This window comes from Pseudochryseolinea flava (genome assembly GCF_003286915.1).
Classification (GTDB): domain Bacteria; phylum Bacteroidota; class Bacteroidia; order Cytophagales; family Cyclobacteriaceae; genus Ohtaekwangia; species Ohtaekwangia flava.
In genome coordinates, this window is sequence record NZ_QMFY01000003.1 from 244,373 (window position 1) to 259,642 (window position 15,270).

Here is a 15,270-nt window from a genome sequence, read left to right on the forward strand (position 1 = left end):
TTTAAGTCAGAATATATTGTTGATTATTGAAAACACCTGTGCCAAAAAGCACAAAGACGCAATGTCCTAGACATCACGTTAGCAACAACATGGTTGTGATGTGGGTATCAGATACGCGCGAAGCGTACGGGTCGGGGTCGCCTGGTCACCGGACAGGCCATGAAGAAGAACTGAGCAGTTCTGCTGGAGTGGAAAGCAGCCTTAGCTACTTGGAATATGGTGAACAATGTTTTCAATTTCTTTCTTAGTGTTTAAGGTAAAACGTTAGATGAAACCCATTCAGTTTTTAGTTTATTTTTATAATGCAAAATTAAACGATAAAGTTTGGTAAAAGGCAAACTTTGCAGGCAAGAAGTTAAAAATATTTTTTCCACTACTAACTTTCGTTAGTTGTCAAGCACAGTTCACAGATGACAGTTCACAGATGAAGTTTCCCAGTTGACAGTTCACAGATGACAGTTCACAGATGACAGTTCACAGATGACAGTTCACAGTTGACAGTTAACAGATAACCTTGAACCGTGAACAGTTAACCGTGAACAGTTAACCGTGAACCGTTAACCGTTAACCGTAAACCATGAACCGTGAACTAAAAGTCAGGACAAGGAATAACCAATTTATCCTTCGGTGGTTTGCGCGGGTTGCGCATAGGCCAAGTGTAAACAAGACTAAACTCGTGGGCGCCGCCACTACCGATGCCCAACTTCGAGATGGTGTAGTCAAAACTATAACCAATATTGATGGCGTCTTTCGCGCCAAGTTGCGTGAAGCCTAACAGCAACACAATCGATTCGTTGTTTCCGATTCCCTCGAGACTTTTAAAGGGCACCCCGCGATACCATGTACCCAATACGATGGGCTCAAATGTGAAGTACAACCCGAGATCTAGCTGGTCAAATTTCCCTTGGTGGCGAAATTGAAACGCTGGCGAGATACTACGTTCTGAATTACGCATCTGTCCGGCTTGCCCTTTTACACCGGGCTTCATCTTGAATTTAAATCCGCCGTGCAATGAATATTTAATCGGAAGTGGGCTGTCTTCGCCGATAAGACTCTGATTTGGCCGCGTGAGATGCCATGCTGAAACACCGAGCCATGCATTCCTCGTGAAGAGCACGCCGCCAAAAGAAAGGTCAACAAAAGTTTTGGCCGAGGTCGTATTAAAACTCTCTGCAGTTCGTGTATCAATCAATTCGCCAGTTTGTTGGTCAAACTGATCCCCAAAAGTAAGCTTGCCAAAATTGATGTCGCGATTAAAAATTGCTACTTGTACTCCGGGCCGAAAGCCCAGGTAATCATTGATCTGAAGTTCATAGGAATATTGAAGGCCAAGGCTCAAAGAGCGCAAGCCTGCAAGCCCTTCTGAGTCATTGGTGATGATCGCACCGATACCGCTGTTTTTATCCTCAATAAAATAATCGAAGTAAGCTGAGAATGTACGGAAGTTTGCATCGATAGCCGGCCATTGATTTCGATAATTCAACCCAGCACGCGCCTGTCCTGTTGCACCTGTCAGCGCAGGATTCAGATACAATGGTGCCGCGTAAAATTGAGAAAATTGAGGGTCCTGGGCAGTTACCGCACCTTCCACCAACAGCATTAATAAGAACAGTACCAGTAAAAATTTCTGCTTCACGTTATACATTGAATTAAGCAATCAGGGCAAATTAATAAAAAGTTATTCGTTATCTGGCAATTCATCCGCATAAAAAGCGAAGCAGACGATGACAGGTGACGTTATACGATTAACGTAATTTTATGCCAAATTGTATACTTTAGGGGTCCTTGAGCGTTTTACAATTGAAGGTTTTAGTACGAGCAAGTAAGTTGATACAGATTAAGTCCACTATGTTCAAAAAATTTACGGTCAATACGTTTCGCATTTCTTTGTTGATGGCATCCATGGCAATCTTGATTCCAACAGGTTTGTTGGCACAAGGCTATTTCAACCATCAATGGTATTTCGGCACCGCCCAGCGCGATCTGCGTTTCCATCTTGCAGATCAATCGGCCAGTGTGGTAACGAATCAAAACCCTACCTTCGGACAAGGTGGTAGTGGTGTGGCAACAGATCCGCTCAATGGAACGTTGCTGTTCTATACTGACGGCGATAATATCTACGACGCCACCCATCAGCCCATGCCAGGCGGTTCACCCAACGGAACCCCTACTGAAAATCAACCCGTCGCTCTTTGTAAAGTACCAGGGCAACCCTTTCAATATTATGTATTCACCCGCAACCCGGGCACGCGACTTTTGGAAGTGACCACTGTTGACATGGATCAGTTTGGTAACGCAGTAGCGCCCGCCCCAAAGCTAGGTAACGTAACCTCCGCGAACCAACCTGTTGCAGGATCACCTGCGCTTTCGGAAGCCATGATTATCATACCGCATTCGAATAACACTAATTTCTGGCTCATCGCACATCAGCAGGGCACATCCCAGTACCTCGTCATGGAAATCACGGCCACCGGTTTCGTTTTAAATACCGTAACTGCCGACGATCCATCGACACCTTTAGTCGAAGGCCTCATTCAAAATGCAGCAAACTTCTCTTACTACGCACCAACAAAAAAAATTGCCGTAGCACCAAAAGAAGCAAACCGTAATGTAGAGGTGTTAACATTCACCGAAACGGCGCCTTTCTTAACCTCTCAAATAATTCCGAATTCATCTGTAAGCAGCGCTACAACAGAAGCAATCTTCGATACTGAATTCAGCAATTCTGGAAAATATCTTTACGTATCATATCATGGACAAACTGCCCCTGCCGTAACTGCGGATATTGTCCGGTTCGATATCAAAGTTCCCACAAACCCATCAACATCGGTGATTACCAATGCCCCCGCAAGAAGTTATGGTTTGCAGATGGCACCCGACAGCGTGATTTATCATCTATACCAACAGACTGTGGGCGGCCCTTTCTTACTCGGCGCATTAACTGGTTTTGATGATGTTACAAATCCGCAGACGTACGATGCATCCGCTTTTCCTGGTGACTTTGGTGGTAGACAATTTCCAAATTTCGCGTTGTCAGACCAATTCGTCATCACAGGATCTTTCACATCAAGTGGTACATGCGCAAATGCACCAACTACGTTCACACCTGCAAACGTTACACCCGATGCTGATAGTCTTGTCTGGAATTTTGGTGACAACTCCGCGCCTCTTGCCAGTTGGAATCCGATTTACACCTACACAGACGCGGGCACTTTCACACCAACAATGACTGTACACGTCGGAACGCAGTCACAGACCTTCCCTGGCACGCCAATAACGATTACAGACAATCAACTTCAGATTAACGACATTCCGAGCGACACCACAGCTTGTTCGTGCGAACTTCCGCTCTCAAAACAATTTGATCCGCCGGCGCCACCACCCGCACCATGCTCTCCTCAATTTCAACTGATTCCGGAATTTAGCCAAGAACCTACACGGTGGACATGGTATGGCCCAAACGGACAAGTATCGACAGGTTCAGGGTCGTCTGCAGTGTTGGCTCCTCAGATTGCCGGCTACTATTACATCATCGCCGAGCTGAATGGATGCGAAGTGTATCGCGGTGTCAATATTAAAGAATATGAAATTCCAGATCCGAGGGCGAACATGTGGTACTTCGGAGACAACGCTGGACTTGATTTTAATCCACGTCCACCGAACCCAGTATTGCCAATATCCAATCCCGTCATGGATGCTCCCGAAGGAACTGCAACGGTATCGGATCGCAACGGTAAAGTGGTAATCTTCACCGACGGACAAAAACTGTGGGGACCTGGTCCTGCATTCCAAGAAATAACCACCACGGCAGGTACTCCTGTAGACCTTGGTGGAGATCCCGGCTCATCACAGTCAGCATTGATTGTTCCCGTGCGCGGAGATGAAACCCTTTACTACATCTTTACAACACGGCAAGTTTACGACGTTACAGGTGCTTACGAATTGCGATATGCATTGTTCGATCGTAAGAAAGGCACCATCGGCCAGGTTGTATCCCAAGGTGTTCTTTTCCGTCGCAGCACAGAGCGTATTACTGCCTCTGCATCGGGCTGGCTAATTGCGCACGAATTTGGAAACAATGCATTCCGTGCTTATCCGATCTCAACACAAGGTATCGGAAATCCCGTAACCTCTGGCATCGGTTCCGATCACACTACAGCAGTGGCACAAGCAGGTCAAGGCTACATGAAGTTATCACCGAACAATATTTTAGCGGTAGCACTTTCTACGCCACCAACGCATCACATCGAGATGTTTGACTTCGCGGACAGCACAGGTATTATTAGCAACTTCCGTCAGGTAGCACTCAAGAATGAAATGAATGCGCAAGTATATGGCATCGAGTTCGCCGGTGATCGCATGTTCGCGTCGTTGAGTTCGACAGCGCCCGGAACACCTTCGTTTCTGTATGAGTTTGCGATCGATGCAACAACCAGAATAGCAACGGAAGTTGTTCCTGTTGTTCCTCCTGCACCCAATACAGATAAACAATCCGACAAGCCTTTAAATGGCGTCAAACTTGGCGCGCTGCAAGTCGGTCCCAATGGACAAATATATGTCGCCTATGAAACACCTGGTACACCCAACGGCTTCGTGGGTACCATTCAATTGAGTGGAGACATCAGAGTGATATCGACATTGAACCTGAATGGTCAGCCATTGGCTGGGGGAACATTCAGTAAACTAGGACTCCCTAATTTTGTACAGAACCTGATGGATCAGCCATCTACACCATCGATGAATGTTGCCGGATTCTGTTTCGGCGAAGAAACTATTTTCACAGGAACCGGTGGAGATAATATCGATGAGCTAGAATGGTTCATCGACGGTGTCGTCTACGGAACTAAGAGTTCTAGAAATACAGAAATCAGGCGGGAACTTTCTCTCGGCCCACATACTGTGCGCTTGGAAATTACCAATCGTTGTAAAGGCGTTGTTGCTGTATTCACACAAAACTTCACGATCGTAGAACCACCACAAGCGCCTACTACGCCACAGACCCTGTGTACACCACCGCTGGTGTTGAATGCCAATCCTCGACCTGAACCTGGTCTCACATATCTATGGTCAACAGGGCAAACCACAAGTTTACTTTCTGTAAGCCGCATTGGTAGGTACTCAGTAAATATTACCAGTACCATTACAGGGTGTAGCACCAATGCAGAAATTGAAGTATTACCCGGAACCCGCCAGGTTGATTTTGGGCCCGATGTAACGACATGTTCAGGAACAGTAAACACAACATTAAATACATTCTACGCTCCTTCCGTATCACACCAATGGTATGTCAACGGAGGCATTACGGCAAACACGTCGCCAACACAAAATGTGGATATCAGTTCTCCAGGAACGAATACCTACATCGTAGTCATCAATGAACCAAATTCCGGATGTACGACTTCAGATACAATATCGTATACCGTTAACAGAACGCCACAAGCGGTGTTAACCACTCCAGGACCAATCGCGTGTCTTTCTAATGCCGGACAAATTGACTTGAGTATTACACCGCCTCCAGCCGGCACGTCGACTTTGCAATACATCATCACCGATGGTACCGGCGCCATTGTTGGAAGCGGCACGAACGTTACTGTACCGCCGGTGTTCAACACATCCGTCACTGGTCTCGCGGCGGGCACATATACTGTTACGCTTACAGATCAATTGACAACCTGCGTCGGTGGTGCAGCCGTTACAATCAGTACAAGTGCATTCATGGTCACACCTGTGAACCAATTGATTTGCGATCCAGAAATTGTAGACGTAGCATTAACGCAATCCGATGGTGTCACACCGCTTCCGGGGCCGTTTGATGCAACGTATATTATTACAAACACCCTTACAGGGCAAGCAACGCCAGGACAAGCCAATGGCGCTTCAACGCCGTTGCCAATTCAACTCGCTCCAGGTAATTATACAATCAATATTAATATTAATGGATGTTCTGCCGGAGCGCCACTGACCCTAGGACAAAAACCGCTTGTAGCAAATGCCGCGTTGGTGCCTGATGTTTGTAGTACGCCAGCAACCGCCACGGCGAATCCGGGCGGCATGACGTATGAATGGACTGGGCCTACATCAGCAACGACTGGCCAAACCGTAAACATAACGGCAGCGGGAACCATTGGCGTTAAGATTTCCGATCCAACCAACGCACAATGTCCTGTAACGATCACGCAAATCGTAAATCCGACGCCAATCAATGCCGATTTTGATTTCAACGTTTGTGATAACCCGGTCGTATTAAATTCAACAACAACGCCAGCAAGTACAAACTACTCATATGTATGGCGCGACGGTGGTAGTAATATCGGCAACGGTGCACAACTCGCGTTGCCGCCATCAATCACCAATGGCAATATTGAACTGTTCGTATTTGATGTGACAACTGGTTGCGACGACACGTCACCTGTGCGCAGTGTAGTCCCTTCAATTCCATTCACGGTCACGATCACCTATCCTTCGAATCCACCGTGCGAAAACAGCTTATTCATCTTAGAAGCACAAACAAGTATTGCAGATCCTGGATTTACATACCGCTGGTTCTTGAACAACAACAATGGCACACCGATTAGCACGACAGATCAAGCCGTAGGTTCCCAAGCTGGACTTTACATTGTAGAAGTGACCGATTCGCGTGGTTGCAAGCGTTCTGATGAAGACGCGCCGTCGTTGATTCCTACAAACGCTGGAGATCTTAGCGATCGCGGCTATATCTGTCCTTTCCCGCAGGCACCTGCCAACGTAAGAACAATTCTTCTCGACCCAGGCACTGGATACACAGATTACACTTGGTATACTGTTGTTGATGACGTACGCACACCAATACCGGGAACGACCGGTAGCCAGACTTATCAAGCCACGGCCACTGGAACGTATCTCGTCGAATTGTTGGACTCTCGAAATTGTAATATCGTGGACCAAATTGAAATCATTGAAGAATGTGAACCCCTCGTGACAGGACCTACCGCATTCAGACCTAGTAGTACGGTTCAAGAAGGCGGCGACTTCGTGAACCAGTCGTTTAGATTATACTCACTCTTTATTGAGGATGAAGACTTCTCGATTTACATTTTCAATCGCTGGGGCGAAATGATCTATGCATCGACAGATCGTGACTTCAGATGGAATGGTGGATATAAAAACAATATCGCACAACTTGTCCCCGCAGGCACCTATGCGTATGTGGTACGATACAAGAGTAGATATCGTCCCGAACAAGGCGTTCAAGAACAACGAGGCAGCGTTGTACTTGTTCGATAATAAGCCAAACGAATTTAGATTGCAGACGGTCTCAACTTTTGAGGCCGTCTTTTTTTTTGCATCACGTGATCACGATTTTAATTTATCTGCACACCATCACCTTCCGTTTGCTTCGCTCTGAATAGAAAAGTAACAAACAGAGAGCTACAACGACGATCGTTACATACGGTTACCTTGCCTTGGTAAAAGCTTGTGTGGATGCAGCCTGGACGTAGGGTGGAGTTAGACTGGACAACGGGCCGAGAAATAAGCGGATTTGAGTCAGGTGATGGTGTGTACAACGCGCGTGTCAGCCGTTGTCATTGCCGTCGTGCAAATTGTCTTTATCAATTCGGTTAGGAAAGTATAATTATAATTAATTACAGCGTTATGGCAACAGTATTACCATCAAGTTTTTTAGATGGACTCAGCGGCAAGTTCGGGAGTAATTTTGTTTTTAGAACGATGCGTGGCAAAACTTTTATCAGCGCTTTACCACAGCAGATCAATTCAAACAAGAGTGAGGCACAACGAAATACACGCCTTCAATTTAAACGCGCGTCCGCATGGGCTCGTTCTATCCTACTCGATCCCGAAAAGAAAGCTTACTATATCCAGCGCGCAAAAGCATTAAAACTTCCCAATGCGTATACCGCTGCCGTGACAGACTTCATGCGTAAACCAAAGGTTGAGAAAACGATATATCGCAATACAGTTTTATACACGGTAAGAAAAAAAGGATTTGCCATCGATAACGTAATGGTGAAAAATGGCATGACCGATGAACCAACAAATTCAATCACAACAAACAAACATCATCGCGAATGGCTTATCGAACATCGTAAAGACATCCCACTACCACCTTCGCTACGGCTGATCATCACCGATGGAACAGGAAGTGTAATCGACTATCCGTTGCCTCTTTCATGAGGGATGCCACGAACACAACGTTCACAAGGGAATGCCGAAGTACCGCCTTGTGTTCCTAGTGCTCCTTGTGGCAAAAAGAATTCTGCTATCTACTTAGCATGCACAAGTTAAGCCACGAAGAACACAATGTTCACAAGGGAATGCCGACGTGCCCGCCTTGTGTTCCTCGTGCTCCTTGTGGCGAAATGAATTCTGCTATCTACTTAGCGTGCATAAGTTTAGCCACGAAGAACACAATGTTCACAAGGGAATGCCGAAGTTTCGCCCTCGTGTTCCTCGTGCGCTTTGTGGCGAAATGAATTCTGCTATCTACTTAGCGTGCATAAGTTTAGCCACGAAGAACACAACGTTCACAAGGGAATGCCGAAGTACCGCCCTCGTGTTCCTCGTGCGCTTTGTGGCGAAATGAATTCTGGTTCTATTTAGCGTGCACAAGTTTAGCCACGAAGAACACAACGTTCACAAGGGAATGCCGAAGTACCGCCTTGTGTTCCTCGTGCCCTTTGTGGCGAAATGAATTCTGCTATCTACTTAGCCTGCACAAGTGCGAGTTAGTTTATCCCCAACGAATTACTAACGTTATTGCCTTTCCAGAAAGGCATTCACACGATTAACGATTAACGATTCAAGAATAAGGACTAAAACCCGTTCATCGAAAAAACACACGCACATTATTAATGCTACCATGAATCAGTCTCGAATTTCGAAGCACACACGAACACATCATTTTTTCTACAAGTATTCTTCAGAAGTAAATTGAATTTTGGATTTCATTTCTCTAACTATACGTAGCATTAATCCAAATCTATCCCATGCGTAAAATACTTTGTACACTCCTACTTTGCTCAATCGCACTCGTAGGCTTCGCACAACAAAAGAAAGAAACGCGGCTGGCCATCATTCCGCAGCCCTCATCCGTAACAGTCACCGACGCTAAACCTTTATTGCTTGGCAAGGAAATTATCCTTCAGGCAAACACGGACGAATGCAAAGAGATCGCTGCATTCATCAAAGAATACTTTGCTTCTACAGATACTAAGAAAGCTGTTACGATTATTGACAACAACACATCAACGGTAAAAAATCAAACCGTCATTAAATTATCACTCCAACGAACGGCGGACTTAGCGACAGAAGGCGCATACGCACTTAACGTATCCGCTAACGGCGTTGAGATTTCAGCGCCGACAAGTGCCGGTGTTTTCTACGGTACACAAACACTCTTACAAATCCTGTCGCAATATCCGACGAGTATTCCGGCGTTAGCCATCACCGACGCACCGCGTTTTAGCTATCGTGGTATTCACCTTGACGTAGGCCGTCATATGTATCCGGTCGCGTTCATAAAAAAATTTATTGACTTGATGGCATTTCATAAATTCAATCGCTTCCACTGGCACCTTACCGAAGATCAGGGATGGCGAATAGAAATCAAGCAGTATCCAAAGCTTCAAGAAATTGCTGCCTATCGTAAGGAGACGGTGATCGGAAAGGCAAGCAGTAAAAATCCGGGCAAGAATTTCGATGGCCAACGTTATGGCGGTTATTACACTCAGGAAGAAATTAAAGATGTAGTGGCATACGCTAAACAACGTTATGTAACCGTTGTTCCCGAAATTGAATTACCAGGGCATGCACAAGCAGCGTTATCAGCCTATAGTGAACTTGGTTGTACAGGTGGACCTTATGCGGCTGCAACTACATGGGGTGTATTTCCAGAAGTATTTTGTGCAGGAAAAGAAGAAACATTTACGTTTCTCCAAAATGTTCTTGACGAAACACTCGCGTTATTTCCAAGTGAATACATACACATTGGTGGCGACGAATGTCCGAAGACGAGATGGCAAGCTTGCCCGCATTGCCAGAAGCGAATGAAAGATGAAGGACTAAAAGATGAACACGAATTGCAAAGCTATTTCATCCAACGCATCGAAAAATATTTAAACAGCAAAGGTCGTCGCATCATCGGATGGGATGAAATCTTGGAAGGTGGATTGGCACCGGATGCAACTGTGATGAGCTGGCGTGGCGAAGAAGGTGGCATTGCCGCAGCGAAACAAAAACACGATGTGATTATGACACCAGGCGATTGGTGCTACTTCGATAAATTCCAAGCAGATCCAAAAAATGAACCATTGGCAATTGGCGGATTTCTTCCCGTAAAAAAAGTGTATGAATACGAACCTGTTCCTCCACAACTTTCCGCTGATGAGGCCAAGCATGTTCTCGGTGCGCAAGCCAACGTGTGGACAGAGTACATCAAGACAAGTGACCATGTAGAGTATATGGTTTATCCCCGCGCAGTTGCTATGGCGGAAGTCGTTTGGTCTGCAAAAGAAGTTAGAAATTACGACGACTTCTTAAAACGTCTGGAAATTCACCTAAAGCGTTTGGACGTTAAAAAGGTAAATTACGCGAAGCATGTAAAGGAGGAGTTCAAAAAATAAGATCTGCATAAAAGGTGGTTATCCGTTGTTCGGCAGTCCTGGGCGACGGATAACCAACACCAATTGCAAAATGGCACGGCGTTCGCTACTTTTGATTGGTTTAATTAACTACTATGAAAACGACATCCAGAATATTTCTTGCCGCTACATTTGTAATGCTTCTTTGCATGGCTTCTGCTTTTCAATTAATCAAAACGCAGATCAGCATCACGATCAGAAACGACCTTGGCAATACGGAAGAGGGCGCGACAGTAAAACTTTATGCTACCGAAGATGACTACAAGACTGAAAAAAATCCGGTTGCGGAAGGAACAACAGATGCAAAGGGTATTGTAAAATTTAAAGAACTGAAAGCGATCTCTTATTTCGTTCTTGCACAAAAAGACGACAAAGACAATTTTGGCGGCGGTGAGCAGACCGGTAAGCTTGAAGCAAACCGTGTTAATAAAGTAACCATTGTTATTCAGTAGCTGTGTGGCTTTGCCCTGCATGTAAACGTTCATTCAGGAACGCCGGCCAAAAACACCATTGCGAACTCACCACTACACAAGCCCAGCTTGAAGGCCAGCCGGAGGCTGTAGTTAAGATGTTCAACAAAATTATACGAATAGTCAAAAAGATCGGGCCTTATCAAGAAAGCCCGATCAAAGACTATATTATGCTCAAACATCGAAGCACTTTCTTAACCATCAAACCAAGAAAGAAATATCTTGACATCACGTTTTTTCTGCCAGACACCTCCATAGACTTCCCCATCTTCAACTCACGACGGACTTCAAGACATCGTGTTACACATGTTGCGCGGTTTGAATCCGCCGATGATATTTCAGACCTTGTAGCCGATTGGATTTCTCAGTCTTATAGCATTACCGGATCATGAAAACCAGACCAGCTTTAATTGCAGCAATTCAACAATATGAAAGTCTCTATTCTACAGAGCAGAATTACAAGCAACAATTCCTCGACCTTCTAAAACACAATCGTTGCTATCATCGCGACTTTCTGCCTGGACACATGACTGGGTCGGCGTGGATACTCGACGATTCCATGCAGTATGTTTTACTTACGCTGCATGCAAAACTTAATCGTTGGCTTCAACCAGGAGGTCATGCTGATGGTGATGAGAATATCTTTCAAGTTGCCCTGCGCGAAGCAACGGAAGAAACTGGTTTGAAGACACTAACCCCGTTAAGCCCGGACTTACTCTTCGATATTGATGTTCATCTCATTCCTGCGCGAAGTCAATTTCAGGCACATGATCATTATGATGTTAGATTTGTTTTCGTTGCCGACAAAAACGAAAAGCTGGACATTACCGATGAAAGTCATGATCTCCAATGGGTTCCACTGAAAAAACTAGAGTCATTCACCGACAACAATTCGCTTTTTAGGATGCGTGAAAAAACCAGTCACTTGCGAAGTTGAATATGAACATGATCCGCTGCAAAAAGTAACGATGTACACAACTAAAACCGATTAGGTAGATTATACACCGAATTGCTAAAAGTGTTCGTATTACAAAAAGAAAACGATCCTTAAGAACCGTATCTTAAGAGGTGTTACTTACTGGCCAATAGCATCAGACCAAATGCTATAACAGCAAGCCAGAATTTATAGTATGAAAGAAAGTAAATTGAAATAAACCCAAGGTGCATCAATACCGCAACAAGCACGAGTATTACTGCGATGGCTTTAATGATGTTTCTTGTCTTGTTACTCATAGTAAGTTTTTTTTATGATGAGACGTCCTCATGCTTGAAAAAAGAGCTCTAAAGAAATCTTCAGCCCTCAAATATCAACATACTTCATACAAAAAAAAATAAGCGAACTCAGAATCAAGGGCTAAGAAAGGGAACGGATTAGACCACGGAAGCCCACGGGGACAACCTTTCTTTAAAAACTTTGAGCTTTCCGCTTTAAGCTTTAAGCTCTAACTTTGCCGACTATGGCCATGATTGGAAGCGACATCGATTTTGCAAAAGAAGTCTTATTGAAAGGCGACCTCGTAGCTGTTCCAACAGAGACGGTGTATGGACTTGCTGGTAATGCATTAGATCCGGCAGCGGCGGCCAAAATCTTTCAAGTGAAAGAACGCCCCTCCTTCGATCCTTTGATCGTGCACGTGCCATCGTTCGATCATGTTTCCAAGTATGCTGACGAAATCCCTAAACAAGCACACCTACTCGCTGAAAAGTTTTGGCCTGGTCCGCTTACCATTCTTTTTAAGAAAAAATCATTCGTGCCTGACCTCGTAACATCAGGCCTTGATACTGTAGGACTTCGATGTCCAGATCACCCGCTAACCCGAAGACTCTTAGAAGTACTGCCCTTCCCGCTGGCAGCACCGAGCGCAAATCCGTTTGGTTATGTGAGCCCCACAACTGCACAACATGTTGCTGAACAATTGGGTGAAAAGATCCCTTATATCCTTGACGGCGGTGCTTGTCCTGTTGGATTAGAATCTACTATTGTCGGCTTTGAAAATGAACGTCCTGTCATCTATCGATTTGGCGGTTTGAGTTTAGAGAAAATCGAAAGCGTAATCGGCAAAGTCGATGTTCAAGCTTTCTCTACATCTAACCCGAAGGCACCAGGACAACTGAAGAGTCACTATGCGCCGCGAAAAAAAGTGATCATCGGAGATATCGCCGCACTACGACAGTCATATCCTATTGACCGCGTCGCATTGCTGACATTTCAAAAAAATTACAACACAAAATTTCAATACATACTTTCACCCGAAGGTAGCCTCGAACAAGCTGCTCAACATTTATTTACAGCGCTTCGAGAGCTTGATAAATTACCGATCGATTGCATCCTGACAGAATTTGTTGCTGACGTCGGGCTTGGTCGCGCTATCAACGACAGATTGCGCAGAGCGGCAGCAAACTAGAGAAGAAGTTCGAAGTAAAAAGTTTAAGGTTAAAAGATTGCATACTACTAACCGCTACTAGTGTCCGGGGAATTTTTCGTTTTGGAAATAACCCGCACTTCTAGTCGATCGTTTTTGATAGGCAAAAAGGGCTGTTAAAAAATCAATTTTAATAGAGCGTGCGCGCGGTGGCACAACTTAAACGCGGGGGAGTTCCGGCATGTGCGATGGGCAGCTCCCGATAGCTATCGGGATAAGTTTCCCCTTTTTCTTTTGTTACTTTTCTATTTGGGGAAGCAAAAAGAAAAGTAAGAAGAGGACGATGCACGGACTAATCAGACGGCTCAGTAGAACATTCAAAAAGCTGATAAGAGTAAAGCGCGATCCGGTTTTGGGATCGTTTAAAAAAAATTTTCTCCGGACATCAGTAACTCAGCTTTTTTGCTTTCTGCCTTGTTGCCATCTTATCAATTATTTCTCATATTGAATTCATTACAACCAACGATGTATTGAGATGTTGGCGTACTAGGACACCGAACTGTTGTTGAAAGATGTATCTCTCCGAATGCAATCCCTCATCAACAAACAAGTGCCCAATACCTGACACCCAATGCCCAACACCCAAATAGACTATGACAAAAAAAATATTGATACTCACTGGCGGTGGCGATTGCCCTGGATTAAACGCAGTGATTCGTGGCGTCGCTAAACGTGCGCGAAAAGAAAAAGATTGGGAAGTCTTTGGCACAGTTGAAGCATTCAACGGCGTTTTAAATTCACCACAAGAAATCATCAAACTTACAAGTCGAAAAACTGCCGGTATTCATGTTAAGGGCGGCACCATACTTAAAACAACCAATAAGTCTAATCCACTTAAGTTTCCCGTTACGCAAAAGGATGGCACCGTAAAATTTATTGACCGTACGGATGAACTCGTCAAAAAATTAAAGGCATTAAAGTTTGATGCAATTGTCAATATCGGCGGCGATGGTTCACAAAAAATATCGCAAGCACTTTTTGAAAAAGGTGTTCCAATCATTGGCGTTCCAAAAACAATTGACAACGACCTTTCTGCTACCGATGTTACTTTCGGTTTTCAGACCGCCGTTCAAATTGCTACCGATAGTTTTGATAAACTCGTGACAACAGCCGAGAGTCATCATCGCGTGATGATCATGGAAGTGATGGGACGCGATGCCGGATGGATTGCGTTGCATACTGCTATTGCAGGCGGTGCCGAGATTTGTCTTATTCCAGAAATCCCCTACAACATTGAAAAGCTCGTCAGGCGCATTAATCTCCGATACAAGAAAGGTAGAGGTTTTGTAAACATCGTGGTGGCGGAAGGTGCAAAACCACAGGCCGGTAGTATTACGAGTGCTGCAGGAGAAAAGGGATCAGAACATGTACGACTTGGCGGTGTAGCTTATCAACTCTCGAAACAATTGAAAGATGCTGGGTGCAACGCCGAAATTCGCGAGACTGTTCTTGGGCATGTTCAACGCGGCGGAACACCGGTTGCATTCGATCGCGTACTCGCTACGCTATTCGGCGTGAAAGCTTTTGAACTTGCGCTGGAGAAAAAATTTGGACAGATGGTCTCGTTTCGAAACAACAGCATTACAAGTGTTTCACTCGAAGAGGCCACACGCGACTATCACTTCGTTGACAAAGATGCATATCTGGTGAAAGCCGCACGAGGACTAAACATTAGCTTTGGCGATTAATTCCGCACTAACAGTTGTTGGATCAATCGTTTTCTGAAAAATTCGACAGCCC

Annotated in this window: 10 protein-coding genes; 8 read left to right on the plus strand and 2 right to left on the minus strand. The window is 45.0% G+C overall.

What is annotated here, in order from left to right:
- Positions 1-589: 589 nt before the first annotated feature.
- Entirely contained in the window at positions 590-1,636 is a 1,047-nt protein-coding gene (locus DQQ10_RS08680) for a PorP/SprF family type IX secretion system membrane protein (RefSeq protein WP_245970332.1), read from the minus strand.
- A gap of 212 nt (positions 1,637-1,848) precedes the next feature.
- Here DQQ10_RS08680 and DQQ10_RS08685 point away from each other — a divergent pair, with 212 nt between their 5' ends.
- From DQQ10_RS08685 to DQQ10_RS08710, 6 genes are all read left to right on the plus strand, one after another.
- The gene (locus DQQ10_RS08685) at positions 1,849-7,263 is read left to right on the plus strand and encodes a T9SS type B sorting domain-containing protein (RefSeq protein ID WP_112746459.1); all 5,415 of its coding nucleotides are present in this window, start codon (positions 1,849-1,851) and stop codon (positions 7,261-7,263) included.
- A 369-nt stretch (positions 7,264-7,632) separates the two neighbouring features.
- Positions 7,633-8,172 (plus strand): hypothetical protein, encoded by a 540-nt coding sequence (locus tag DQQ10_RS08690; protein ID WP_112746460.1) that lies wholly within the window; start codon positions 7,633-7,635, stop codon positions 8,170-8,172.
- A gap of 812 nt (positions 8,173-8,984) precedes the next feature.
- Entirely contained in the window at positions 8,985-10,619 is a 1,635-nt protein-coding gene (locus DQQ10_RS08695; protein ID WP_112746461.1) for a beta-N-acetylhexosaminidase, read from the plus strand.
- A 113-nt stretch (positions 10,620-10,732) separates the two neighbouring features.
- Complete coding sequence (locus tag DQQ10_RS08700) at positions 10,733-11,089, plus strand: prealbumin-like fold domain-containing protein (RefSeq protein WP_245970333.1); 357 nt, start codon at positions 10,733-10,735, stop codon at positions 11,087-11,089.
- A 2-nt stretch (positions 11,090-11,091) separates the two neighbouring features.
- Positions 11,092-11,499 carry a DUF5655 domain-containing protein gene (locus tag DQQ10_RS08705; protein ID WP_262511763.1) on the plus strand — a complete coding sequence of 136 codons (408 nt, stop codon included), beginning with the start codon at positions 11,092-11,094 and terminating at the stop codon, positions 11,497-11,499.
- Entirely contained in the window at positions 11,496-12,044 is a 549-nt protein-coding gene (locus DQQ10_RS08710; protein ID WP_112746463.1) for an NUDIX hydrolase, read from the plus strand. The genes DQQ10_RS08705 and DQQ10_RS08710 overlap by 4 nt, the downstream gene beginning before the upstream one ends.
- Positions 12,045-12,178: 134 nt before the next feature.
- On the opposite strand, the gene DQQ10_RS27905 is transcribed toward DQQ10_RS08710, so the two are convergent.
- On the minus strand, positions 12,179-12,340 hold the full coding sequence (locus tag DQQ10_RS27905; RefSeq protein ID WP_165823860.1) for a hypothetical protein: 162 nt from the start codon (positions 12,338-12,340) through the stop codon (positions 12,179-12,181).
- A 224-nt stretch (positions 12,341-12,564) separates the two neighbouring features.
- Here DQQ10_RS27905 and DQQ10_RS08715 point away from each other — a divergent pair, with 224 nt between their 5' ends.
- Together DQQ10_RS08715 and DQQ10_RS08720 are read left to right on the plus strand one after the other, a co-directional pair.
- The gene (locus tag DQQ10_RS08715; RefSeq protein WP_112746464.1) at positions 12,565-13,512 is read left to right on the plus strand and encodes an L-threonylcarbamoyladenylate synthase; all 948 of its coding nucleotides are present in this window, start codon (positions 12,565-12,567) and stop codon (positions 13,510-13,512) included.
- Between the two features lie 611 nt (positions 13,513-14,123).
- Complete coding sequence (locus tag DQQ10_RS08720; protein WP_112746465.1) at positions 14,124-15,218, plus strand: 6-phosphofructokinase; 1,095 nt, start codon at positions 14,124-14,126, stop codon at positions 15,216-15,218.
- The last annotated feature ends 52 nt before the right edge of the window (positions 15,219-15,270 follow it).